This window comes from Enterobacter sp. 03-F-07-AD-ECC (genome assembly GCF_047530935.1).
Classification (GTDB): Bacteria; Pseudomonadota; Gammaproteobacteria; order Enterobacterales; family Enterobacteriaceae; genus Enterobacter; species Enterobacter cloacae.
Window position 1 is genome coordinate 23,939 of sequence record NZ_JBLKBZ010000024.1, and the last position, 22,979, is coordinate 46,917.

Here is a 22,979-nt window from a genome sequence, read left to right on the forward strand (position 1 = left end):
ATTGTGACAATGATGCCCTCATATCCCTCTATACCGATGTTGCTTCAATTATCAATGTGCCGGTGATGATGGAAGTAAGATTGATCAATAAAAGAGGGCGTGTTGTCTGTGATTCTTCGCATTCAACTTACGTATCTCTCGAAAGTAATGACCGATACAGAGTAACTGATCGCACATTACTAATAACTGAAGCTTTTGACGATTTTCGTAACGCGTCTCAATGATCCTTTTGCTTCAGTCCAAAAAAGTAACTTTGGTTGGCTGAAGACACTTGTCTATGACAATGTAAAATCTGTCGCTGGCATCTTCTTTTAGCTTAACCAAACTTTTATCTAACCCAGTGGGGAAGTCGCTTCCCTTCTGGGGCACTTCCTCTCAAATTTGAGGTAGTGTATATGACACATTCATCTGATGATAAAAACTATGTCCGAGCAGTTCTGAGCTATCTTGGCATAGATTTTGATGAGGCGGATATAGTATTAAGTGTTTGCCATTGTCAAAGTGACGAGCTTTCTTTTACCTGTAATATCAAAGCTATTGAACTCAAGAATGCTGTTGATTTATATGTCGATAGTATCTCTGAGAATGAAATAGAAGCTTTAAACAGAGAATCTTTAAAATCTCGACTCTGTTACTTTCTTGAGGTGTTTGACGCAGTCTCTGGTCAGTACCTTGAGATTTCAGGAAAACACTTTGCAACTAGCCGTTTTGAATATGATGATGTTTGTAGTGAAGTTCTTAGCATGTCTAATGATGTTTCTCAGTCGAAAGGTTATGACCGGGATGAATATAACAGACTGATGCAGGTTGATGGTCAGGTTATGATTGCCCGTTTTGCTTTGCAACAGTTCTGGGATACTCATTTTATTGGACTAATAACATTTGTATCTGAGTCTATAACATCGAGCCTCTATAAAGCTTATGAAACTTTTAGTGATATAAGTTTGGCTTGCTATAAACTGAGTGAATATTCTTATTCACGCTCTATCAACAGTGAATTGACCCTTAATATTTCACTTAAAGAAAATGACTTCTGTGAGGACCTATCTGATTGCTATATGGAAGATGAGGCTTTACCTTCTGGTAGGGTAATTTCTCGACGCAACAATGACTCCATAATAAGTATTTATGAGAGCTATGCTGCGGCTTCTTATATTCCGATGATTGCATCTTTGGAAGTCGTTGATGAATACGGCGAAGTGGTTACTGACCTCTGCCATACCGTTTATGTTTCAGAGTTAACCGGTGGGCGGATTAAAATCCACGACCGTAATGACTTAGTATCTGAAGTTTTCGATAACCTAAGAAATTTAAATCTTGCAGTTGGAGATTCAGTTTCACAAGCTGCTTGATTCTTTCCCTGATTTTGATTTTTTCTCACATACTCTTATGGCACGGTTTCCGTGCCTTTTTTTTGCCTCGCTTACAAGCGTCTACTCCTCTTCTACCTATCCCACCTTACATCACCACTTAAAATCTATCTTTCTAATTCCATTATCCTTTTCGTAGCCTCTAATGCTCTGGTATGAACATACTCTTTAAACTCAAAAAAGTGCTATTAACGAAAAAAAATCCCTAAAGAGATTTGTATACTGTTCTCAACCAAGGAGAGCTCATGAATGAACTAAAATCCAAAAACGAGAACAGTACCAAAAGCAACTTTCCCCCGGTTGATAATCAGTTTTGCTTTTACCATGTTGATTTCAGCATAGAACGACTACTTTCAACGGCCGAGGATCTCCAGCTTGAGTACATCTTCCAGAAACCTGGAAGTGAAGTAAGAAAGGATTTGGTTGAGCGATTCGAACGTGGAGAGCGCTTTGTTACAGCTTCACACTGTGACAATTTCTGTGAAATCCTTGGTTGTCAAGGCCATCAGGAAAATGCATAAACCCATAAACCTACATTTCCACTTTTAAGGATGTTCACTAAAGAATGATTGGAGAAAGTATTTTTGACTGGGTAATTTACGGAATATCCATTTTGATATTTGCCTCAGCACTAATTGAAGGAAAGACAACTCGCTACCCAGCACTTTTTTTCTATGGGAGTTTAATTTTAATGTTAATCCTGATAGTTGCTGGAGGCCTTAACTGGTGGTTCTACAGGTCAAAATATGGCGCAGTAATCGTTATCTTCACAGTGGTCTCTTTACTGATGACTCGATTCCGCCTGGTCATATATAAATTAAGATTAAGAAAGTTAGTTTCAGAAATCAGATTTCGTATAAAAACGGGTTTTCGTATAATTCTTGTTTTGTCGGATAATGAGGATGAGCGTAATGTTCTGCTGTCTATGCTTAGCAACGTATTGCCAGAGCAAACGCTTATTCACACGCGTGATGCTCTCGGACCTCATTCAGAGCCTATCCTAAAAGCTCTTGAGCTACATCATCAACAGGGAACAGGTTACATACTCGTCTGTGAACAACAAATCTCAGCGCGTACGTGGTTGAGTATCGTAGAAAATGGGAAACCTGATACATCTATAGCTGTTAATTTTCATTCGATCCCAGAAATGGAGTGATTTTTCAATGAGTAGAACCGTTTCACAAAGTGTCACAGAAGATTGTCTTTTTGATACCCGCACACAAGTCAGATTACAACTAAGTCGAAGCGTTCATAAAACGCTGGCATCTGCTAAAGAAATTTTACAGGGAAGGGGGGTTGATTCGGTCTCTATTGAAGATCTTGTGCGAGCCTGTCTTGAAGAGAACCAGCCAATTGATCTAGCCTCACTTTACCTTGAAAATCTCTTAAAACAGAAAGGTACCAGCATTTGCGATTTTTAGTGTTTTCAAACCTATTAGATAAAATGCCGGTTGTGTTTATATAACATCAATAATTTCATGCAACAGGTAAAACATGAGTACTCAAAAGCAACTTTCCAGAACTACCGGCACTGAACGTATGTTTAAGGAAGAGCTGGCGTTATCCTTAATTTGTTGGGTTTTCACCAGTCCTTTTACCAACTGGACCGATAAAGTCTTCAGTGGTATTGAAGTTCCGTCTGAAGGACCGTCATCATTACGGGGTGAGACAGAAAAATTCTTTCGTTTTGTCGTTAATGAAGAAGGCTACGACGCAGGAAGGGCTGCTATTGGTCTTGACCTATGTTGTTTTTCACTTCCGTTGTGTTTGTTCCCGGACGCTGCCCTGTCTGAGGAAGAGGTTATGAGTAAGTTAACCGGAGAAGTTATCCATGGAATTCTTCTTTCCTTACCTGAGTTTATTGATATGCCAGAAGTGCTCGCTTACCAGGTCAGGGATGAAATTCTTGCTTTTAACACTCGCTGTGGAGACGGGATCTTTCATGGTTGGAACACGGCTTCAGAATTGTGGAAGTTTGAAATCTTTCCCCGCACCACCATCATGATGCAGCATACTTCGGCAATACATTAAAATTAGGCGGGGCAGAATGCATAAAAAACTTTTTCTTCTCGAATGGAAACCCTGTCAGAGCCGCGTATGGGCCGGTTGGATGGCCCTGTGGTTGACTATCAGTTTTCTGATGTTATCTGCCTTGCTTATGACAGATCATCTCCTGAACAAAGTCATCCTGCCGCCAACATGGTTGTTGATCTGGTTTTCGCCAATGCTGGGGTTTTTGATAAAAGTTCGCGTCGTCGAAACTCAACATTTCCTGGAGCATGACCTCTGTGTTGCAGGTTTCTCTTTTTACCGCTGGAAGAGGTTAGTTTCTCCCGGGCTTTGGTCAGTTGACTGTATAAATGGTCGTTTTCGCCTCAATCGGATCACCCAGGTGGGTAAGACTATCCACTATCCATGGCGTCTCCATTATCATCCTTTGTTCATGAGCCCTATCGAACATAAATCGCATGCTGTGAAAGCTGTTTCAAAATGACTTCTTTAGAGGTTTACATGACATTTATGTTCTGCAAGGTCAGCCTGGGCAGCAAAATTGATTGGAAATAACATGAGCCTGGAGAAACGTATGAGTTATGACGATTTGCCCTATTTTCGTGACCAGATTCTGGAACGCATCGACTCGCTCAAGTCTTTTCTTTCGAACACCCCCCCGATGATGGCAAACCTGATGACTGTCTCCACCGTATCTAGAACAGAAGAGCGCTTGAAGCAGGTTAAACCCATCAGGGTTAGTATTAAAGACGATGCTTCGGTTGAGGAAATTATTCAGGCACTTACTGACATCTGTGTGGATGACATAGAGTCATTAAGTCATGATTCCACCAAAGTAACCACTAAATACCCGGGTCTAATCATTGTCCCCGAAAGAGCAGATCTTCTCGAAAGCTTGATCACTTCTATAAACGAAGCAAAAAATGATTTTGCTGCGGCAATGAGGCGTATCGATAATAAAAAGAATGTCCGTTTTGATAAAGTGCACAAGAAGCTCCCGGGCCTTGTCGCTATGCACTCAACAAGAAATATCCTTTTCATCAAGTCCCAGCTTAAAAAAGTTACTTTTTCATGGCGGCTAAACCGAAACCAGGAAGTTAAAACAGCAGAGCAACTTGTGAGTTTGTTGGAGCGCAGGAGAGCCTCAGAAGTAAAAAATGTAGCAACTACCAATTTGAATGTCGTGTCTAATATCGATAAGGCTTTACACCGTCTTGAATTTCACCCACTGAAGCAGGGCGAATCTTATCGCCTTTGTCGAACTAACTCTTTCCCTGTTCCGATTGCTCACATTTTTGCATTTAGGCCTGAAGGGCAGGAACGAAACGGGAATAAATATGCTGAGACTGATTATTCAGTAGTAAAAGCATCCTTGCCCATTTTCGCAGCAGGCAACATACCTCAATTAAAAACGCTCTCTGACTGGGCTCCTGAAAACAGCCAGGGTCCGTCCAACCAACGGAAGCTGAGCCTGAAATATACAGAACTCGTGCCGGGGGCTGAGCTGGGCATTTTCATTGTCAGCCCCGAAAATTAAGGAACAACAATGCAATGGATTTCCACAGCCAGCCAGAAAATCGATGAGCGTCTCTATCGTGTCTGCGTCTGGGTAAAAAAATATCACGCTGATGCGATTAACCGCGTTGTGCTAACCGTTGATCTAAGTAAAGCCCGACATGACCCTGACGAGGACCAGGTAAGAGCAGAGCTGCTGTGCGGCCATTATTTTTTGCTTCGTAAGGAAAACGCTTCGAACTCTGCGCCTGACGATCAAAAGTTTGCTTTCCTGCCTGACGGGCGCAATCTGTGTTGGCAGACCGCAACCCCGGTGCTTCAGCATCTCCTACTCAATAAAAACGTTCCTGAGTCGCTGAGGTTGCTTACGGACTACATACATATGCGTCTGGCCAGGCTGACAATGGTACCTATGTCCGGAACCATCATGAACGAGGCTCTGCTGGACAGCATCAGCTGGGTTAAGGTGGATTTGACCTACTTCTGGCAGTACGAACAGCTCAGCTCTCATCTGGGACCCATCCAGATAACCCACAAGGCACTTGTACGCTTCGGGCACCTGGCAAAGAATGATGAAAACTCCAGTGCCATAAGAATTCTGCGTCAGCGTCTGTCTTCAGAATTCTTACAAGAATTTCAGATGGCTGAGGATGAGCTAAAGCGCAAACAGTCGTTGATGGGCACCATGGACGTGAAAATGCTGTTTCATGCTCATTACCCCAGCCAGAAGATGCTGGTGGCTCGATATAAAAATGGTTGGGTAATGGTGGATTGTTTTCTGTTTCACCATACCAAACCTAAGAAAAAAGCAAAAAACAAAACTACTGTGGCTAAGCCTCAACTTAAACAGACTAAAAGAGAAGGGAGTGAAAATGGAACTGGGCATTATGGTGTGCATCGTGTTGTTACTCTCAGTGGCGGCGGCGTGGATCAGTAATAAGACAGTTGATTTGCTCGAAAGATTCTATTTCAAGCGTCCGCTGAGCATGGAGTACGCGGCATGGCTACGTGTAATGTGTGCAGGCTTGTTATTAGTTTTTATTCAGGTTGCTCCCCAATTTACACTCCTGTATACCCTTAAACTTGTCACGCTTATTAATCTTGGAATCCAGACAATGAAATTAAATGGCGTGTACAAATATAAAAGGACGGGAATTTTGCCTCCGGGAGGGGCACTCTCTAATCTCACCAGACTTAACCCGTTCAAGAAAAAATAAAGTTATGCGCCCGTGAGGGCGCTATTCATCAAAGGCATTTCGCATAAGCTTGATCATGGCTTTTTTACCAGCTTCAATATTGCGAATGTAGCGCATAACCATTTCTTCATTCGACCAGTTCCCCATTTCCATAATCTGTGGTAGCGAGTAACCTTCAATATCCAGCTGTATCGCACCGCCTACACGAACGCTGTGCCCTGTCCAGTAACGGGTTTTAGTCTCATTTGGATAAAGCTCATTCCACATTTCTTTAAATGCCCGTAAAAGGGAATTTTTGCTGAGCATACCGGCATCGTCCACAGTGTCTTCCTCATCTTCATCGTTCAGAAGACTTTGTTTAGCACGGTAGGGCAGGTTATGCCGTTTAAGAAGCTCAGATAGCTCATTCCCTTTACTCCGAAGCTTCCAGCCGGGTGGCATATAGCCTGTATCATGGAAATTTACGGCCTGGAAAAGGTATTCATCCGGATGACTGTGCTGATCCATTTTCACAAGGTTCATCAATCTCAAGAGGCAGTTAGTTAACTGACGTGTCAGCCGGTAGGTAAGAAGTGTACTGATGTTCGTTTTTGTACGGTATACCGTCAGGTTAAATTCACCGGTCATACTATCCAGAGACAGATCTTTCAGACGTATACGGCGAATTTCGGATGAACGGAGCAGTGTTTCAAAGCCTGTCCAGATCAGGCACAGGTCACGAAGCTTACGAACTGAGTTTGTAGTACTGCGTAACTTTATCAGAGCCTTGAGATCGCCAATAAGAAAGGGAGTTGCCTGTTTAGTCGTCTTTCGCTTCCGGGCTTCCGATTGTTTTAAGGCTTCCAGCATGTACCATGCTTCAGACGTAATAATCCCGGGCAGGTTAAGCCCTTTTTTATGGATACTGTTTAAGGCCTGAAGACAGCTGTTTATGCTGCTTCGTGACAATTTGCCTTCAAGATGCCCCATAAACGCCAGCAGAGCTTCCTCAGACACGGGGAGCGAACTTACTGGCCAGTCTGTATGCAACCGGGCATTCGCCTGATACCATTCGTTCCATACTCGTAGCCAGTGCAGATAGGTTTTAGCTGTGTTGTATCTCAGATGGGAAAAGTAACGGATCAAGCGTGAAAGCTGTTTATCATGGTTGCCGAACGTTTCCAGCTGCTGATGCAATTCGCTTTCCGAAAACTGTCTGATCACTGATTGATTCTTCATCCTGCTCACCGGGATACACTGGTTTTATTTACAGTCATTTTAGCACTCATGTACCTGGTTATGAACAGGGTGGAAACAACGAAAAAGGTTGTGAAATCGTTAGGCTTAAGTGAAAAATGATATTAAGATTATCCCTGGCCAGTTGAGGCCTGTCTAAAGAAGGTTGATTATGTCTGACACAAAGCAGTCTTATTTAATGAAATTCCGTAAGTGTAGTTCGTTCGAAACGCTCGAAAAAGTATTTGAAAGGTTATGTGAAAAAAACTCGGGTGTCGCCTCTCTTGAAATTTCTGGTGCTTATGATCATCGTAAAGCTGAACTGACAATGAAAAAGTTATATGACAAAGTTCCTGCGAGTGTGTGGACCTTTGTTCGCGAGTAATTATTGATATTGGCACAACAAAAAGACTGTGTCTGGATTTGAAAATAGTTTATGCCCCTTTCGGGGCTAAAGGCACTGTAATAGCCTGTCTTTTTAACTTTCTTATTAAGTTCGGAGAAAGACTTTAATCATAAGCCAAGCCCACTGCTAAATACATCCGATATTCTCCTTAATTTTAGAAGTTGTGATAAAAGTTACTTTACCTAAACTTCTCTCTCCATATTTGTAAGGCTCTCATTTGATTCTTGTCAAACATTAATCTGGAAAACTAAAAAATCATTTCTTTTAATTCGTTTTACAGAAATCCTCCTCCGTTATTTCGGATATAGTTTGAATAATTATCAAAAACGGGGTGCAGCCATGCGTAAGAGTTACACATTTGGTATTCCATTTGGACTCCAGAGAGAATCAGGACTCTTTTTAGATATTACAGAGGTCAGCCGGGGTATCGACTGTAACTGCATCTGCCCCGCTTGCAAAACTGATCTGTTAGCAAAGCAGGGGGAGGTCAAGCTTTGGCATTTCTCACACAGTACTGCTGTAGCCGGTGACTGTGATGGTCTGATGGAAGCCATCCGGGGAAAAATTATTGAAGTCATCAACGAGCACCAGGTTCTTGGTTTCCCAAATCTTCTCGCTGGCGACGATGGTGGGCCGGTTTCACTGAATGAGGTTATTGGAAGCGGCAGTATGTTCGGAGGCACAGCTGATCTGTTCGTAAAGGTTAATGATTTATGTGTGGCCGTCTTTCTGGACAGGGATCGTAGCATTTCTGCGAAGTTAACCTTTGACCACCTTCATCCTTCCGAAAGAGTTGCCGCATTGCGTATCGATCTTCCAGATATTGAATATGAAATCAGTCAGGTGCAGCTCGGGCGACGTAAAACAACATACAGTGAGTGCATTGAAAGCCTGATCATTGATGAGACCAGTTCCCGGGAATGGCTATATCATCCATTAATGCATGAACTTGAATCTGAACCTCTTCAGGAGTATCGGGGACGGGAGCCTTCAGAGGAAGGGCCTCTTCTTCAGCGCCTTGCTGACTGTAAGATGAAATTGCCTGATATCCTTCCGGGCAGTCATAACGCGTTAGTCAGGTTACAGCAGGATACGATTGTATGTCTGTGTCGGTTAACGGTTCGGGCTTATGACATCGCTCAGACCGATGAATTTCCTTTGTTCCTTCGCTATTTCAGGTTGCACTGCCTGGAAAACAGCGAACATGTCAGTTACGAAAGACTGATCTGCTGGCAGGAAATGATTTCAAAAACCCAGGAAGGCCAGTCCTTGACACAAAACGAACTTGAATATCTTCATGAGATTGTCCGCATCGCCTTATACAATCACCGGCTTAACAATGTCAGTATTTCAGATGTTAAAAACCATGACACAGGAAAGGAGAGCGGCAGGGTAGAGCCACAAAACTATTCACTCTTATAAATAAATTGGGCTTTGCGCATTAAACCCTTGCCGCAGGAGGTGTACCGCATATCCGGCACAGACAGTCAGTTTTTCTGGCAGCTTAAATTTGACACAGCTTAATATAGTGATTCATTAAACAGGTTCAGTATGCTGCCAGAACGTTTTAGTCGTTATGGGCGTCCGTTAGTTTTCTACTAACTGAACGACGACCAGCCTGCCGCCTTCCTCCTTTGACAGAACAAACTGAGCGTTATTCGTCAGTTCAATTTTTTCCCCAATGGCAATCTGTCGTTTATCCGGTAATGACATAAGCCCATTTATGCCTTCATTTACTAACCACCACTGATCGTTATGGAAAACAAAATACCCAACTCGTTTCCTTTGCAAATCGGTTGTACGCTCATTTGGCGCAATGAGGCGATTCACATGCCACGCATAGATTGACTGCCCGCTCCACACCATCAACCGGTGGTCGTCAGGACGATAACTGCCTTCCTTTCGGGAAGAATATAAATTTAGAACCGGTAATTTACCCTTGTATGGCGTACCGCAGTAGGGACAAACCGGCTTTGTCTTACCCGAGAAAACGTACCATTTCTGTTCACACGCCTTGTTCTGGCAGGGCTGTATCAGATCGACTGTTTTAACCAGGGCGCTTTCCCACTCATCGGCGGTCGGGCGTTTAGTGGCATCGTGTAAGCCATCTATAAAGGCGCGCTCAAACAAAGGTGTCAGATAAGGGCCCATGATGGTGTAAGGAATTTTCTCCGGGTCAGCCCAGGGCAGTGAAAAGGACGATAGCTGACTGACTTTGACTGCATTGCTTTTGTCTGTCGGATGTTCAATGAAGAGTGCCTTCTCACCCATAGATAAGGTCTCATCACGTACTTCATCCGACATGTCATGTATTTTTCCGCCACGTAGCGGATGACGGAAGAACAGATACATGTAGATAAGCACCGACAGCGCATGACGGTCAGTAGTAATGCTTGGCAATACGCGGTTCGGATCCTCTTTGGAAAGATGACTGGTTTTCACCACTTCCGGAGCGATAAAATCCGGGGTGCCCACCACGTCGGGAGGATACTTTCCAGGGACAACCAGGCCGTCTACGTCAATGATGCAGGCATGTCCCATTTCTGGATCGATAAGCACGTTTTTATAGCTTAGATCGCTGTGACAGAGACCTGCCGCATGCATCCTTCTGACGGCTCTTGTCAGCAGCAGACAGACCTTGAGATAGGTAAGCGTATTGCCTCGTTCACGTGGGTCGAGAAATTTGTTCTGGTTGCTGGCGCTGGCAAACCATTTGCCTTCCTTTTCACGACCTTTTATGCCAAGAAAATCATCGTTTTTAGAGCCGTATTTAAAGAAAAAGTAGCTTTTGTAGGTTGGAACCACGATGCCGATTTTATGCCCATGCTCAACAACATGGGTCGGCCAGCAAAACAGGTCCTTCCAGTATTCACCTCCGGACTGGCCAAAAATGTTTTGCCTGTAGCGTCCGGTGATCATATCAATCCGATCCCGGGCCTGCTCGTTCTGCGGTTTATGATAAAAAGCGACGACGTATGATTTATCAGGCGAAAAGTAAACATCCTTCATCGAGCCCGAACCAATTACCTCGTCAACATACTGGACTGTTTCGCCGTCCTTTGTTTTGCACGTAACGATATTTGCCATATTGATCACCGAAAAAGCGTATCCCTTACCACAACACCGCAATAGTGCGGTCATCATGGTTCCCTGTGGAGAAAAAGTTAAGCCAGTCGCCTAACCTCTCAGGCGCAATACTGGCGTCTGTAAGGACAGGGTTGAGCTCATCAACGAGACGGGTCCATTTTTCGTCACTGCGAAGCCCATTATCCGTCTCAAACAGAGGGTCTGAGACGCCGTCTGTCATGAGGATCAAGTGAGATACATCATTCCATTTACCCACGCTGATGCGGCCGCTAAACGAGGGGTCTGCGATAATGCTCTGGTCAAGGAAACGGGTTTGTCCTGCGTATTCTCCGCTATCGGGATTTCCCAGTATCCTGACTTTACCGGAAGGGCTGTATGCACCTATCGCACCATCACCAAGCCAGAATGCAGTCGCAAACAGCTCGTTATCAGTTCGTAGCGCTACAGTTGCCAGAAGGGTTGTTGAATAGGATTTCACAGGTTGTTCTGCACAAATGGCTTCGTTCTGGATACTGTTGACCGCGAGCGTAGCTGCCTGTTTAAAATGATGAAGCATGGCGTTTATTGTTGCCTGCTGATCGCTCCCTTCCCACGCCGTGATGTGCTGCTTTAAATGGACGCCTTTCACACCACTGAGCTGATTTAAAAGGTAATCGCCAGCCGTTTTGACTGCAATCCGGGAGCCTTCCCGGGAATTTACCGCACTACCGGCTCCGTCTGCGACCAGCATGACAGACCATCCTGTTTCCTGGCAGTGGTTGATGTAGAAGTCGTCATCTCTGAAGCTTCCGGCATGCTCATGAGAGCGTCCCCGGCGACTGGCGGCAGCAATACGTATATCACCCCTGACCAGGCCAGCAGCGTCCAGATGGGACTTAGGGTAGGGAGCGTCTGCTGGTGGCTCTACCACCTTCCACAGGCTTCTCGGATCGGGATTGATTATAAATAGCTGTTTTGTTTCACATTCGTCGTGCGACGTGCATGACCAGATTACTGAAAGCTCTATATCGCCGCTTTCGGTGGGAGTACCTGTCAGCAACTCCTGTTCTTTGTCAAAAGACAGGCCAATGTTCCGGGGAAAGACAACGTCCCTGACAGTAGCCTGCTGGCCCTCACCCAGAACGATAGCAACCGGCGAAGAGAAACGTTCGCCTGCGCGGGCGTTGGGGATCGTTATTTTAGCTCTCGGGGGAACGGCAGGTGGCACAGCTAAGCTGGCCCGCTGCTGGCCTGTCGGTATCTGCCCGGGTTTTAATACCAGGGAAGACAGGTTTTCGTCTTCCCTCTGTGCTGGTTTATCAAATTCGTAATAAGGCATCAGCTTCCAGAACGGAGGATGAGGCTCATTTTCTGGCAGGGGTTGCAGTGCTGATGTATCGGTAGCGTCAATGCCCGGGTTATCAGCAACACTTACGACCGTTTGTTGCTGATCGGAAAGACTGGATGCTGACGAGGCGGCAATCTCTGCGTCGTTATCACCTTCGCTAACCCGCGCAGATAAACCCTGTGCAAGGCTCTCAATCCGCTCTTTAAGCCGCATAATTTCTTCGGTAAGGGATGGGTCCTGCGATAGAAGTAAAAGCCGCTCACCTTCAACAGGGTGGCCCAGCTCAGACAGAACTAAGCGGATAATCTTCTCTTCAAGTAAAGCATTTTGCGACATCAACCTCTCCCTCTGTTTACGTCGAAGTTAGTGTTTCCGCCATCATTGCTGAATGACAGGCCTGTTTCACACCACGGGCAGATCACGTCATCCGGGCCGTCAATACACAGCAACTTTCCGCATGAGCACAGGGCAAACGCACTGGCATTACCGCAGTGGGGGCAACCCGGTACGCCATGCAGTTCGCTGGTATTTACCTGCAAACCGGTAGCGGTGGCATCTGACCACGCAAAATAGTCCTCATCGATGGGATAGCATCCGGCAATATTAAAGCTGTTCAGGTTCAGACTGAAATCGAGCCCGGAAACCCTTGCTGGTGGCCGTTCATACTTCATCAGGTACGGACGACGGGTCTTGCTGCAACGGCCGGTAAGCGTAACGCAGTTTTCGTCGTACGCTTTTACTGGCTCGTCCTTGGCCAGCCGGACTATGTATTCAGTCTGGCTGAGCTCAGGTTGTTTGTCGTCCCCGACGCTGCGGCTGTGCGCCGTAACCGAGGCCGTGATCCATTTGATGAAGCGGGTAAAGTCCCCTTCCTGAGATTCGGTGAACAGCATGACATTCTCTGTCAGTTGCCGCAGGATATTCAGGTCCGCTGACGGCCCCAGGCCAACGGCAATGAGATTCACTTTACTCGCGTAGTGATCCTTCCAGCGCTTCACTTCTGCGGTTGTGTCGTCAGTCGGACGTCCGTCGGTAAGGAGATACACGACGGGTTTCCAGTCGCCTTTAGCCTCATGAGTGGTTTTTCTGACCTGGGTATCAATTTGCACGGTCAGCTCACGCAATGCAGCTCCAAGGCTCGTACCGCCGCCAACGGGAAGGCGGGGAGGGTAGAACGAGGCAATTTCGTGAAGAGGTACAATCGTACGGGCTACACCGGCAAATGCGATTACCGAGACCCAGGCTGTTTCAAGTGCGTGTGGATCCTTTCTTAAATCTCCGACGATCATTTGCAGACCATCAGTCATTTTTTTCAGGTTTTCACCAATCATGGACTCTGAACAGTCCAGGACAAAAAACACGGGAAGGCGTCTCATAATTTTCCTCGTACGGCTGGTACGGCCAGCAGAAAACGTTGCTGTACAGAAAGGTGCTGCCCGGAAACAGCACCTTTCTGTCTGTCAGAGCACCAGCTGGATTTCTGGTGGAGGAGGGGGAAGGGTATCAGTTCCGTTATTAATCCCCGCGCTTGTGCTGCCGGAAGACACGCTGGCCGATACCCATTTAAAGAAACCTGCAAACGCGGTTGAATCTAGCGTCTCCAGAGACACAACCTTATCGGTGAGCTGTTTTAAGTGCTCATGGCCTGCTTTAGGACCAACGGCGCAGGCAATGATGGATCCGAATCCCCGGCCGCGAATCGCTTTTACCGCTTCACCGTACGCCAGGGCATCAGAAGGGGTTCCATCAGTCATCAGGAATACCAGAGGACGCCAGTCTCCTTTGGTATCACCATCTGAGCGACGTACATCCCGTTCAACACACTGCATCAGACATTCAAGGGCAGCACCGGTGAACGTCCCGCCTGCGCTTGGCACAACGATGTCAGAAAACTGGAAGTCTTCCAGCGGCGTGAGAGGAATGAACTCACGCGCCTCATTGTCATAGGTGATAATGGAGATATGAACGCTTTCGAGGGCGTAGGGATCCTGGCGAAGAGCGCTAAGCATCGCCTGAATTCCAACGTTAACGGAATGGATTGACTCACCGCGCATCGAGCCGGATGTGTCGATAACAAGGTAAACAGGCAGGCGGCGCATCACATGTAATTCCTCAGGTGCGAGACAAACGAATCTGATTCTGAAGGCTCACCAATTGCCCTGAGTTTCCAGCCTGTAGCCTCGCGTATCAGCTCGGCAAAGACCATGGAGCGCTGGCTGGCGAAGGCGGGTCCGCCAGAAAGATCGAATCGTGCCATTTCAATATTACGGGCATCTACTGCCCGGATGAAGGCATTCTGAACTTTACCAAAGTGCTGCTGGAGCTTTTCACCATTGTAGATCTGAACGATGAACACAATTTTCTCGTACTGAGCGTCAAGGGAATTCAGGCGCACAATAATTTGCTCATCGTCACCGTCACCGGCTCCGGTTCGGTTATCGCCCGTCAGCCAGATATTGCCTGACTTATGGCGAAGGCTGTTGAAAAAGATGATATCGCCATTCACAAGCGTTGGTTTACCATTTTCCACATTGCCGAGATCGGTCACCTTTCCGGCTGAATTACACAGGAAAGCGATCACATCAAGGTCGTATTCTTCTTCTTTTTTACCAAAGATCCCGCCGAGAAAACCTTTCTTTTCCTCATTAATATCCCAACCGAGGCCGATAGTAACGGACGAGAGATCGTATTCATTTTTTTTCAGGCTTACGCCCTGGCCTTTGCTCAGACTGACAGACATGATATCCCCTTAATCAATAAAATTATAAGACCACATTTACTTCTGGCGGCGGCGGTGGCAGGTCTTCAAGACCGATCACTTCTTTTTTGCTGGACTCCACTTTCTGACTGCCTACCGAAATGCTCGCACTGACCCATTTAAAGAAAGCTTTAATCGTCGAACTGTCAGCTGTATCGAGCTGAACCACGATTTCAGTGATTTCTTTGAGGACGCTGGTATCGGCATCATGCCCGGCTGCACATGCCACAACAACGCCGGTTCTGGCCGCTTTAAAGTCATTCAGGCCTTTACGCCAGTCATCATTCGGACTTCCATCCGTCATCAGGAATACAAGGGGACGCCAGTCACCTTTAGTGTCAGCCGTCGTTTTCTGTACTTCTTTGGCAATGGAGCTGGCCGTGAGGGAAAGCGCTTCGCCAAGAGACGTGGTGCCGCTGGCTGTTAGTGCTGGCATCTGGAAACTCAGGAGGTCTGTCAGGGGGACTGCCTGTCGGGCTGAAGAATCAAAGGTGATCACTGACACGTGAGCCGTTTCGAGTGCATACGGATCCTGTTTCAGCGTGGTAAGCAGCGTCTGAACGCCATTTTTAACCGCTTCGATAGGCTCTCCGTGCATAGAGCCGGACGTGTCGAGTAGCAGATATACGGGTAAGCGTCTCAAATGTAATTCCTTCTTAAGAGATCGGAAGAGGAGAGTAGTTTCAGGAAGAGGCCAGGGTTTGTTGATTTGATAAAACGGCACGACATCTGTCGGGTGGAGATTAAATACTCAGAAGCGGCATTAAAGAAATAAGTTAACCACCATAGAATTACCGACATGTGAATGGCCTCTTATCAACAGAAAAATAATTCAGACCGGACTGGAATATAAGATTTCTGAAAAAACTCGGACAAATAAACTGTCTTATGTATGAAATTCATCATACATCACAGATCTGCATGAATGGAGTGTAAAACGCCCAAAGATTGATGTGTAGCACAAGAGGATGTCAAGACACCAGGTTTTGTAGTCAGTAAGGCGCTGCTGGCATTGCGGGAGGAGAATAGATCAAAACTACGTCACGCCAATACAGAGGTAAAATATGACAAAACCGGGGTTTTCACCCCGGTCTGAGATTTAGCGTCAGGACTTTTTAGCGCTGTATTCTTTTATCAGTTCGTCAACGGAGTGCAGAGCCAGCTTCTCTACCGCTTCACTTCGGGTCGAGCCACTCAGCGCAGCCAGACGGTCAATTTTTCTTAAGATCCGCATGCGTAGCGATAAGGACACGGCTGTTTTTTTATCCTTATCGAGTACGACCTTCCCTGTAGACTCACCGGTTTTCAGTTCAGCATTCTGTGCGAGCGCTTCATTCATCCGGCGAAGGGTCTTTTTATCCAGCTGGCCCGGATTAACGAGATGGTAGGAATGACCTGCCTTGCTGTATTTGATCTCCGCAGAATATGACTCGCGTAGCTCTTTGAGGGCCCGGGTTAATGTCGGCTCTGAGCATTCCAGACTGGTTATAATGTCGGCAGCGGAAACGGGCTTGCCGGTGCCCAGTAAGTTGGCAAGCTTAAAAATCCGGGCCTGTCTGGTATTTAATTGCATCGTAAGATTTAGCCTGCTTAAAGGGTTAGTGGTTCAATAGGCTGAAAAATGAAGGTACTGCTCATCTTTCGAATAACCGGGTGATCGCCTAACGCTTCAACCGGATCAATGTGTTCTATGCCTGCAAAATTTACTGACGACATCTGGCTGCGAGTGCATTTGCAGGACAGGATATACTCATCCTCCAGATAGCCGGTCCGCTTACTGACCCGTTGCGTAAAGCCTGACACAATCACGTTGTCGAAAGGTAGCGTATGTAAAACGATACCGACCAGGCGGAACAAGCAGCCATGGACGTGGCGGGCATAGTTTTCGCGTACGGCTTTTTGCGTCATGGCTTTTTCCGTCAGCTCCGTGCCCCGGGCATTAACGCCGTAAATCTTATCAGGGAAATCTTCAATCTCAGCTAAATCAACGTCCAGCAGGACTGCTGATAGCTCCGGCTTTACTTCAAATGCAACAATCGTTTCACGCGGCCATTCAGTTTCTGCCAGCACACCCGCCAGGTATGATTCGAAAAACGCGGCGTCTGTCCGGAACTGCTGCCGGGCATCTGCCTGAGCCGTGGCGAGCCGTTTTTCATGTTCTTCTGCTTCAAACTTCCAGTTTGCATACTGTTCGGCCCAGGCCGTCCGTTGTTGCTGGTACCGGTGCTGTCGAAGGGTATTCTCACGCTCCACATCAATCAGCTCCTGCTGCCACCGGCGAAGATTTTCGGCGTGGCGCTCAGCTTTAGCTGATTCCGATTCAAACCATTTACCCAGAAAACTAATGCCTTCGCTCTCGGCAGGCTTTTCCGGCAATGCAAGGTAGTCTGGCTTTTCTGGACGCACCGGTGCCGGAACCTGAAAAGGCGACGTTCTGTTATGCAGGTATACTGCTTCCAGCTCTGCCCAGCTGATGCCTGTTTTTGGATCCGGCGTCAGCTCGTGAATATTACGGATTGCGGTTACCGCTGACATGAGTTCAGCGGCTTCCTGCTCAAGCGCCTGTCTGAGCCCCGGGTCGGTTGCCGTCCGGTTTCCACCTCCGGAACGCGCGGCCCGGTCAAGCCGGGTACGGTAACTCAGCCCGGTACCGGGCAAGCCCAGATTGGCATAGGTCCCCCGGCTACCAAAAGAAACGGAAGCACCTCTCGGCCCGACACTCAGGCTCGGTGCACCGTTACTCAGGTTGAGGCGAACGCCAGGAATAATGTTGATCGACTTTCTGAACCTGAACCCCATTATGATTTCCTTAATGATGCTGGGTCACGGTAAGTAATCTGATTCCATCAGCGCTTTGCTCGTTCTGTAACCCATAAAAACGAGCTCTGTCCAGAATGCCAGCCGCCCAGCGGCGATGTGTGGCGGGTTCACACATTGCTCCCTGCGACTTAAACACGGCCTGGGTAGAGTTCAGGATCCGCAGAGCGTCAGAATACTCACCCTGAGTGACCATCAGCGCGTTTTGAATGACCTCTATCTGACCCGGGTGAATGGCCGTTTTCCCAACAAGCCCATGTGCCATATCAAGAGCCAGCTCTCTGGCCATAACGGCATGATCGTCAATATGCTCACATACGGGCGCGGTCAGGGCAAAATCACGCGGGCCGAAGACTGAAACGAGCATTTTGATGACGTAGCCCATCGGGCTGTCATACAGCGTCAGGTCCCGGGGGCGGCGAAGCGACACAACGTTCATAAGATCGTTGCCGCCGATTCGAAGCGCAATAATGCGGTCGTGGCAGGGATGTTCCACCAGGCGAGTGGCCAGCTCGCGCATCTGAACCACGTCAAAGACGTCTTCTGTTTCCAGCGTTGGCATCATGCACAGGTGAGTCCCGCCCATGATATCCCACCATTCAGCTAACGAACTGAGGGTAAATTTCGGCAACACAAACCCATCGACAGCGGAAAGATCATAATGCGCTTTTAACCATCTGCCCATGTCGGCATGCCGGGGGCGAATGAACACCAGAGGCCAGTCATTTTTACCCAGGCTACGCATGCTGTTACTGAGCTCGTGCAGCAGGTGCTCCAGATTTTTGAGGGCGATGGGGATGTCTGCTTCACTGACAGCATCCTCCAGGCAAATCACCAGAGAGCGCAAACCCGGGATTTTCCCGTGCAGGACGGCATCAGCAATATCTTCCCGTGTTGCAGGCATGTATAGCGTGGCTCCCAGATTCCAGGGAGAAAGACGATTTTTCATCAGAGTACCTTCTTGATAATGGTTACAGCCCGATACTGGCCGAGGGTTCCCCCCATTTCTGTAACAACTATTCCCTTTTCACGAGCAAGCCCTACAAGCAAGGCAACGTCCGGGTCGTCAATAGAACGCACAAATACATGGTCCGGTACCCGACGTAATACAGCCCGGGTTGCTTCAGCAATACCGGGTTTAATACGATTGACGCTGTCCACTTTAAATTCATCGGCCAGGAACGCGATAACGTCGCGACTTGTCTGCCATAAGACCCGGGCTGACTCCATATTCCAGCTCAGGGTAGCGAGGGATGACGGGGTTAACTTCTTACGGAAATGGGCGACGGTATCGACAAGCATCCGGCTGCATTCGAATTCACTGAGATGCTCGCAAACCATGCACCCATGTAATCCTTCAGAGGACCATACTGACCGGGAGATCAGGCCTGATACCGGCGCACCCATGATGCCAAAAGGAATGAGCCAGTCATCATCACTGGCTGCAAGCCAGGAGCAGCCACAGGGATCGGCCAGGACAACCAGTCGCGGCTGCTCAGGATAGCCCGGGCGATCTTTCAGTGCGCGTACAAGCTCTCCGGTAATTGCGCCTTTACCTGTCCATCCGTCAACAAAGACAATACCGCTGGTACCATGGCGCTCTTCAATGACGTCGAGGGCTGCACCGTCAATTCCACGATCCCGGATAATGCTGATACCGTAATGCCATGAGGTTTTCCCCATGTCACGCAGGGCCTGGTGCAGCATAACGCCGAGCGGCACGCCAGCTCTGACGAGACTGGCCAGTACAATGGGCTCATCACCGAAGCGTTCGGCCAGAGCAATAGCGAGCTGTGTGACTTCTTTTGCAAGTCTCTCTGCGCCCCGATCCAGCGCCCGGTGAAACAAATCAAGATGCCATTGTGTTGGCGCTGGCTCCTGACTGAGCATGTCCGAATAATGTTTCTTCCCTGACTGAATCAGCTCTTCTTTTTGCTCAACCGGCGTCATCTCAATGACTACCGGCTTTAGCAGAAATTCCACGTCACCGGGCTGGTATGAGCCGGTAAATGTGTCATGTGGCTGCATTTTAATTTTCTCCAAAAATTCGCTGTGAAATGGCATCTGCAAACTGACTCTGACGCGGGATGCCAAACCAGCTGCACAGTTTCATAAAACGATGATCGCTCAGGCTGTCGCCCAGACCAATTACGGGGAAGACTCCGCGTTCAGCCCGAAGTTTTTCAAGAAGCCATCTGACTGCCAGCCCTTTCTCAACCGCGGTGGGAAGCCAGGCCACGTTATTACTGTTGCGGTGGATGTAGAAGCCCTCGGTCGGAAACACCGTTTCTATCTCATCTGCAATGGCATTGAGCTCGTCAAGGCGGGTGCTGTCGCGGTGCTTCATCACCATATAAACCGCCGTTTCACCGTATTCGAAGTTCAGCCTTGCCCAGGCATTGATCCCTTTTGCGTCCATCATTTCAGTGATCAGACGCTGCATCGATGTCAGCTTTTCCTGATAGGGAGCCAGCTGGCCGAGCATATGGGCCTTCCACTCCTCGTCGGGTTTGCCTTCTGGCGTGAGAATGACGGCCCCGTGAGTGGTGATTGCCCAGGAGTGGAAAGGGATCCGTACGCGGCTGATTTCTTCAGTTCCCCGTGCGGTAACGGGTATGAGTTCAGCCTGCTCCAGGAGCCAGTCCACCAACATGGACTGTTCTTCCGTCATAAAGCTTCGTGGATTCAGGGTGCGATCAACGGCACCGGTACGGAATGGCTCCAGGGCCAGCTCGTCCACCATTTTACGACGGGTCTGAAAGAGCGTGTCGTCAAGGTCGCTCAGAACAACGGGTTTATTCATAGGTAACAATCTCCACGACGGCCGCAACCTCAGCCAGCGCTTTAAGAAGCTGCGTGTCAATACTTTCTGCGGGTGTCTCAGTACACACAAGAATGCGGTCAAACTGCTGGTGGGCGACGTTATAGACAAAATTGGGGATGCCCAGCCCGTAGTTATCCGTAAAGGAAATGGCGGACTCAATGGCATAACCAACGGCGATAGGGGAGCGGGTGGTCGATCCATAAAATGCCTGTGCTCCGGCAGCTTCGAGCCGTTCAGCAAGCAGGAACGGCTCCCAGACGAATTCCCCGGTCCCGAGAACCAGAATACGTTCCCCCTTGTGGACGGAGACCTCATGGCCGAGATCGGCCGCAGGTGCGAGCATCCCCAGTCGGCCCCAGGACTGTTTTCCCTGGATGTCCCATTCTCCTCGTGAAGTTACGTTGACTTTCGGCATGTCCGGGACAGGTGCATCAGGTAATGGGGTCCATCCCCACTTACCGCTTACAAGAGAAACCGAAGTGACTGGTAAGGTGCTGCGCTCGGACAAGGCTTTGCCACTCCAGTCGGTAAGCGTAACGGCTATAACCTGTTCAATATGTTGAAGCTTGCCGGTATTACGCAGGGCTGAAAGCAGGTTAATAAAGGTATTACCGGTGGTTGCCTCGTCATCAATCAAAACCAGCGTTCGTGCGTTGGTAACACGACGTCTTTTCTCTTCATCATCTGGCAGATAGATCAGATGATCGGTGGCGTGGCTGTGTTCTTCCTTGAACTCGCAAAGCAACGTGCCATCAACCGGGTGACGGGTAGAGGTCAGATAGACAGATTCAGGATGCTGGTGGCGCACTTCATCAAATACACCGGCCCCAAGCCCAACGGCGGTTTCAGCCATACCGATAAACAGTACGGGTCCTGTCAGTGTCGAGGGGAACTGGCTGGCAAGCTGTCTGTAGGCCTGCCGCATGACTGAGGGTGGCACGGGAATGTGCCTGCCGAGTACTTTGCTGACAAACAGAAAGGCGCGTTTCGGGTTACGTCTTTCAGCGATGTCAAACAGGTCATCGAGCGAAACTTCACCCTGGTCGCGGGTTACCTGAATCGTACCGCATGAGAGGGTACGGCGATAAATCATATCTTCGAGGATATCAGACATAAATACGCCTTAATTCAGAAGGTTAGAGAGTGATTCCGGGTATGCAATTACATCCGTAATGGATCTCACCGCAACCGGAGAAAAGGTGTTTTTAGCGCTCTGGCGCACCATATCTTCAGACATCAGACCGAGCTTAAAGGCAGCAAATAACCCAGGAAGGTTCACCCCGCTGTGAAGGGTATAACCCACCCCCCCTGACGGACGCATGTTGGTTTCAAGCAGCACCGGGTTGCCATTCACATCGTTTCGCGTCTGAACATTCACCAGCCCGTCGGCCTTCATAACCCTGGCGCAGTCACACGCCAGTTCCCAGGCGCTTCCTTCGTTTACCAGATACTGGATAACCCCTTCCTTACGGCGTCCCACGGCTGCGAGTATTTCGCCCTTATCCGCGAGGATATCGACGGAAAATTCCGGGCCTGGCAGGTACGGCATCAAAACAAGGGGTTTAAACGACTCAGCAGCTGATGCTGCTGCAATATACTGTTGCGGACTGACCAGACGATGTTCGGGATGATTAAAGACGGCCATAGGCGAAGCACTGTCATCAAAGCGCCAGAATCCCATGCCATAGATACCCGTCACCGGCTTCACGCATACCGGGCTGTCAGTGAACGGCGGGGCCGCGAGGTGTGTTTTTAATTCTGCCAGCGTATTCACCCGCCAGGATGGTACGACCGGGAGACCCTTTTGCTCCATAAACTGAGCAAAAGTAACTTTTTCGTCAGCCAGAGTTAACCAGTCGACGCCCGTTGCACCGGTAGTAAGGGTGGCACCGGTCGATTCAATGGCTGAACGGTGTTCTTCAAACCACTGGCTGTTACGGCCAGTATGAATATGGTGGATGCCGTAGGACTGAATGGTTTCCTGGATAAACTGAAGACGTTTTTGAGGATCTTCAGGTTCAGTCAAAGAATAGTCGGCAACGGAAAGGATTTCATTTCTTTCGTTACGGTGGGAGGCAAAAACGGTAATGGCAAAATTATTTTTTTTTGCAAATGATTTTACCCCCTGAATAATATCTCGCTGGGAGGATAAACCTTCCATAAACCAAATTTTCTTGTTCATTTTTTTTAATTATCCGGAACGCCATGCAAATTTATGATTGAGAAGTGAGTCTATGAGTGTCTAAGCTACATGTCAATCATAATATGATTTATAACTCCTGTGGTTATGGAGTGCGTCAGGTTTTTTGGATTCCTGATAACACATTGATATTTAAATTAAACTTAGAAAATTAACACCCTGAAAAGGATTTCTTTTTGTGTTTTTACAGAAAACTACCAAAATTTCCCTTGTCAGAGAACTTCATCATGATATGATTTTCTTCGTCAGTTACT

General features: G+C 47.9%; 24 protein-coding genes. 10 read left to right on the forward strand and 14 right to left on the reverse strand.

The genetic code is table 11. The features are described from left to right. Positions 1 to 395: 395 nt before the first annotated feature. The 8 genes from ACMWKA_RS22165 to ACMWKA_RS22200 all read left to right on the forward strand — a co-directional run bounded on the left by ACMWKA_RS22165 (position 396) and on the right by ACMWKA_RS22200 (position 5,832). On the forward strand, positions 396 to 1,352 hold the full coding sequence (locus ACMWKA_RS22165) for a hypothetical protein (RefSeq protein WP_000149830.1): 957 nt from the start codon (positions 396 to 398) through the stop codon (positions 1,350 to 1,352). Between the two features lie 263 nt (positions 1,353 to 1,615). Further along, positions 1,616 to 1,891: a hypothetical protein gene (locus tag ACMWKA_RS22170; protein WP_001004201.1), complete on the forward strand. Its 276-nt coding sequence runs from the start codon at positions 1,616 to 1,618 to the stop codon at positions 1,889 to 1,891. Positions 1,892 to 1,935: 44 nt separating this feature from the next. Beyond that, complete coding sequence (locus tag ACMWKA_RS22175) at positions 1,936 to 2,526, forward strand: hypothetical protein (protein WP_000578891.1); 591 nt, start codon at positions 1,936 to 1,938, stop codon at positions 2,524 to 2,526. A 7-nt stretch (positions 2,527 to 2,533) separates the two neighbouring features. Further along, positions 2,534 to 2,791 carry a hypothetical protein gene (locus tag ACMWKA_RS22180; protein ID WP_001371933.1) on the forward strand — a complete coding sequence of 86 codons (258 nt, stop codon included), beginning with the start codon at positions 2,534 to 2,536 and terminating at the stop codon, positions 2,789 to 2,791. Between the two features lie 73 nt (positions 2,792 to 2,864). Beyond that, the gene (locus tag ACMWKA_RS22185; RefSeq protein WP_000107167.1) at positions 2,865 to 3,401 is read left to right on the forward strand and encodes a hypothetical protein; all 537 of its coding nucleotides are present in this window, start codon (positions 2,865 to 2,867) and stop codon (positions 3,399 to 3,401) included. A gap of 16 nt (positions 3,402 to 3,417) precedes the next feature. Continuing rightward, positions 3,418 to 3,864: a hypothetical protein gene (locus tag ACMWKA_RS22190; protein WP_000549069.1), complete on the forward strand. Its 447-nt coding sequence runs from the start codon at positions 3,418 to 3,420 to the stop codon at positions 3,862 to 3,864. 90 nt (positions 3,865 to 3,954) lie between these two features. After that, positions 3,955 to 4,917, forward strand: a complete 963-nt coding sequence (locus tag ACMWKA_RS22195; protein ID WP_414760612.1) for a DNA replication terminus site-binding protein — start codon at positions 3,955 to 3,957, stop codon at positions 4,915 to 4,917. Between the two features lie 9 nt (positions 4,918 to 4,926). After that, positions 4,927 to 5,832, forward strand: a complete 906-nt coding sequence (locus tag ACMWKA_RS22200) for a hypothetical protein (RefSeq protein ID WP_001198595.1) — start codon at positions 4,927 to 4,929, stop codon at positions 5,830 to 5,832. Between the two features lie 301 nt (positions 5,833 to 6,133). On the opposite strand, the gene ACMWKA_RS22205 is transcribed toward ACMWKA_RS22200, so the two are convergent. Beyond that, on the reverse strand, positions 6,134 to 7,309 hold the full coding sequence (locus tag ACMWKA_RS22205) for a tyrosine-type recombinase/integrase (RefSeq protein ID WP_000795949.1): 1,176 nt from the start codon (positions 7,307 to 7,309) through the stop codon (positions 6,134 to 6,136). A 169-nt stretch (positions 7,310 to 7,478) separates the two neighbouring features. Here ACMWKA_RS22205 and ACMWKA_RS22210 point away from each other — a divergent pair, with 169 nt between their 5' ends. Next, entirely contained in the window at positions 7,479 to 7,691 is a 213-nt protein-coding gene (locus ACMWKA_RS22210) for an Hha/YmoA family nucleoid-associated regulatory protein (RefSeq protein WP_001285422.1), read from the forward strand. Between the two features lie 360 nt (positions 7,692 to 8,051). Then, positions 8,052 to 9,134 carry a hypothetical protein gene (locus ACMWKA_RS22215; RefSeq protein ID WP_001232447.1) on the forward strand — a complete coding sequence of 361 codons (1,083 nt, stop codon included), beginning with the start codon at positions 8,052 to 8,054 and terminating at the stop codon, positions 9,132 to 9,134. Positions 9,135 to 9,299: 165 nt separating this feature from the next. On the opposite strand, the gene ACMWKA_RS22220 is transcribed toward ACMWKA_RS22215, so the two are convergent. The 13 genes from ACMWKA_RS22220 to ACMWKA_RS22280 form a co-directional block, all read right to left on the reverse strand. Beyond that, positions 9,300 to 10,799: a helix-hairpin-helix domain-containing protein gene (locus ACMWKA_RS22220; protein WP_001284318.1), complete on the reverse strand. Its 1,500-nt coding sequence runs from the start codon at positions 10,797 to 10,799 to the stop codon at positions 9,300 to 9,302. A gap of 25 nt (positions 10,800 to 10,824) precedes the next feature. Next, entirely contained in the window at positions 10,825 to 12,462 is a 1,638-nt protein-coding gene (locus tag ACMWKA_RS22225; protein WP_000081060.1) for a PP2C family serine/threonine-protein phosphatase, read from the reverse strand. Continuing rightward, positions 12,462 to 13,502, reverse strand: coding sequence for a TerY-C metal binding domain-containing protein (locus ACMWKA_RS22230; RefSeq protein ID WP_001253656.1), 1,041 nt, complete (start codon positions 13,500 to 13,502; stop codon positions 12,462 to 12,464). The genes ACMWKA_RS22225 and ACMWKA_RS22230 overlap by 1 nt, the downstream gene beginning before the upstream one ends. Before the next feature lie 84 nt (positions 13,503 to 13,586). Then, positions 13,587 to 14,225, reverse strand: coding sequence for a vWA domain-containing protein (locus ACMWKA_RS22235; RefSeq protein WP_001253658.1), 639 nt, complete (start codon positions 14,223 to 14,225; stop codon positions 13,587 to 13,589). After that, entirely contained in the window at positions 14,225 to 14,866 is a 642-nt protein-coding gene (locus ACMWKA_RS22240) for a TerD family protein (RefSeq protein ID WP_000116681.1), read from the reverse strand. Before ACMWKA_RS22240 ends, ACMWKA_RS22235 begins: the two co-directional genes overlap by 1 nt. A 22-nt stretch (positions 14,867 to 14,888) precedes the next feature. Continuing rightward, on the reverse strand, positions 14,889 to 15,527 hold the full coding sequence (locus ACMWKA_RS22245) for a vWA domain-containing protein (protein WP_001253657.1): 639 nt from the start codon (positions 15,525 to 15,527) through the stop codon (positions 14,889 to 14,891). A 462-nt stretch (positions 15,528 to 15,989) separates the two neighbouring features. Then, a complete protein-coding gene (gene terW, locus ACMWKA_RS22250; protein WP_001176767.1) occupies positions 15,990 to 16,457 on the reverse strand; it encodes a tellurium resistance protein TerW in 468 nt (155 codons plus the stop codon). 17 nt (positions 16,458 to 16,474) lie between these two features. Beyond that, positions 16,475 to 17,683, reverse strand: coding sequence for a DUF4236 domain-containing protein (locus ACMWKA_RS22255; RefSeq protein ID WP_011152964.1), 1,209 nt, complete (start codon positions 17,681 to 17,683; stop codon positions 16,475 to 16,477). Between the two features lie 10 nt (positions 17,684 to 17,693). Further along, positions 17,694 to 18,650 carry an HpcH/HpaI aldolase/citrate lyase family protein gene (locus ACMWKA_RS22260; RefSeq protein ID WP_031942304.1) on the reverse strand — a complete coding sequence of 319 codons (957 nt, stop codon included), beginning with the start codon at positions 18,648 to 18,650 and terminating at the stop codon, positions 17,694 to 17,696. Beyond that, positions 18,650 to 19,729, reverse strand: a complete 1,080-nt coding sequence (locus ACMWKA_RS22265) for a cysteine protease StiP family protein (protein ID WP_001585166.1) — start codon at positions 19,727 to 19,729, stop codon at positions 18,650 to 18,652. The genes ACMWKA_RS22260 and ACMWKA_RS22265 overlap by 1 nt, the downstream gene beginning before the upstream one ends. Position 19,730: 1 nt before the next feature. After that, positions 19,731 to 20,504, reverse strand: a complete 774-nt coding sequence (locus tag ACMWKA_RS22270) for a hypothetical protein (RefSeq protein ID WP_001040058.1) — start codon at positions 20,502 to 20,504, stop codon at positions 19,731 to 19,733. Then, a complete protein-coding gene (locus tag ACMWKA_RS22275; RefSeq protein ID WP_001280115.1) occupies positions 20,497 to 21,639 on the reverse strand; it encodes a phosphoribosyltransferase domain-containing protein in 1,143 nt (380 codons plus the stop codon). Before ACMWKA_RS22275 ends, ACMWKA_RS22270 begins: the two co-directional genes overlap by 8 nt. A 9-nt stretch (positions 21,640 to 21,648) precedes the next feature. Continuing rightward, a complete protein-coding gene (locus ACMWKA_RS22280; protein ID WP_012695441.1) occupies positions 21,649 to 22,707 on the reverse strand; it encodes an ATP-grasp domain-containing protein in 1,059 nt (352 codons plus the stop codon). Positions 22,708 to 22,979: the final 272 nt, after the last annotated feature.

Coding starts and splice junctions, on each gene's coding strand:
- ACMWKA_RS22185 (WP_000107167.1), top strand. CDS start 2,865: ATGAGTACTCAAAAGCAACTTTCCAGAACTACCGGCACTGAACGTATG.
- terW (WP_001176767.1), bottom strand. CDS start 16,457: ATGCAATTAAATACCAGACAGGCCCGGATTTTTAAGCTTGCCAACTTA.
- ACMWKA_RS22235 (WP_001253658.1), bottom strand. CDS start 14,225: ATGCGCCGCCTGCCTGTTTACCTTGTTATCGACACATCCGGCTCGATG.
- ACMWKA_RS22180 (WP_001371933.1), top strand. CDS start 2,534: ATGAGTAGAACCGTTTCACAAAGTGTCACAGAAGATTGTCTTTTTGAT.
- ACMWKA_RS22270 (WP_001040058.1), bottom strand. CDS start 20,504: ATGAATAAACCCGTTGTTCTGAGCGACCTTGACGACACGCTCTTTCAG.
- ACMWKA_RS22275 (WP_001280115.1), bottom strand. CDS start 21,639: ATGTCTGATATCCTCGAAGATATGATTTATCGCCGTACCCTCTCATGC.
- ACMWKA_RS22170 (WP_001004201.1), top strand. CDS start 1,616: ATGAATGAACTAAAATCCAAAAACGAGAACAGTACCAAAAGCAACTTT.
- ACMWKA_RS22240 (WP_000116681.1), bottom strand. CDS start 14,866: ATGTCTGTCAGTCTGAGCAAAGGCCAGGGCGTAAGCCTGAAAAAAAAT.
- ACMWKA_RS22225 (WP_000081060.1), bottom strand. CDS start 12,462: ATGTCGCAAAATGCTTTACTTGAAGAGAAGATTATCCGCTTAGTTCTG.
- ACMWKA_RS22195 (WP_414760612.1), top strand. CDS start 3,955: ATGAGTTATGACGATTTGCCCTATTTTCGTGACCAGATTCTGGAACGC.
- ACMWKA_RS22190 (WP_000549069.1), top strand. CDS start 3,418: ATGCATAAAAAACTTTTTCTTCTCGAATGGAAACCCTGTCAGAGCCGC.
- ACMWKA_RS22220 (WP_001284318.1), bottom strand. CDS start 10,799: ATGGCAAATATCGTTACGTGCAAAACAAAGGACGGCGAAACAGTCCAG.
- ACMWKA_RS22255 (WP_011152964.1), bottom strand. CDS start 17,683: ATGGGGTTCAGGTTCAGAAAGTCGATCAACATTATTCCTGGCGTTCGC.
- ACMWKA_RS22230 (WP_001253656.1), bottom strand. CDS start 13,502: ATGAGACGCCTTCCCGTGTTTTTTGTCCTGGACTGTTCAGAGTCCATG.
- ACMWKA_RS22165 (WP_000149830.1), top strand. CDS start 396: ATGACACATTCATCTGATGATAAAAACTATGTCCGAGCAGTTCTGAGC.
- ACMWKA_RS22215 (WP_001232447.1), top strand. CDS start 8,052: ATGCGTAAGAGTTACACATTTGGTATTCCATTTGGACTCCAGAGAGAA.
- ACMWKA_RS22205 (WP_000795949.1), bottom strand. CDS start 7,309: ATGAAGAATCAATCAGTGATCAGACAGTTTTCGGAAAGCGAATTGCAT.
- ACMWKA_RS22200 (WP_001198595.1), top strand. CDS start 4,927: ATGCAATGGATTTCCACAGCCAGCCAGAAAATCGATGAGCGTCTCTAT.
- ACMWKA_RS22280 (WP_012695441.1), bottom strand. CDS start 22,707: ATGAACAAGAAAATTTGGTTTATGGAAGGTTTATCCTCCCAGCGAGAT.
- ACMWKA_RS22260 (WP_031942304.1), bottom strand. CDS start 18,650: ATGAAAAATCGTCTTTCTCCCTGGAATCTGGGAGCCACGCTATACATG.
- ACMWKA_RS22265 (WP_001585166.1), bottom strand. CDS start 19,729: ATGCAGCCACATGACACATTTACCGGCTCATACCAGCCCGGTGACGTG.
- ACMWKA_RS22175 (WP_000578891.1), top strand. CDS start 1,936: ATGATTGGAGAAAGTATTTTTGACTGGGTAATTTACGGAATATCCATT.
- ACMWKA_RS22210 (WP_001285422.1), top strand. CDS start 7,479: ATGTCTGACACAAAGCAGTCTTATTTAATGAAATTCCGTAAGTGTAGT.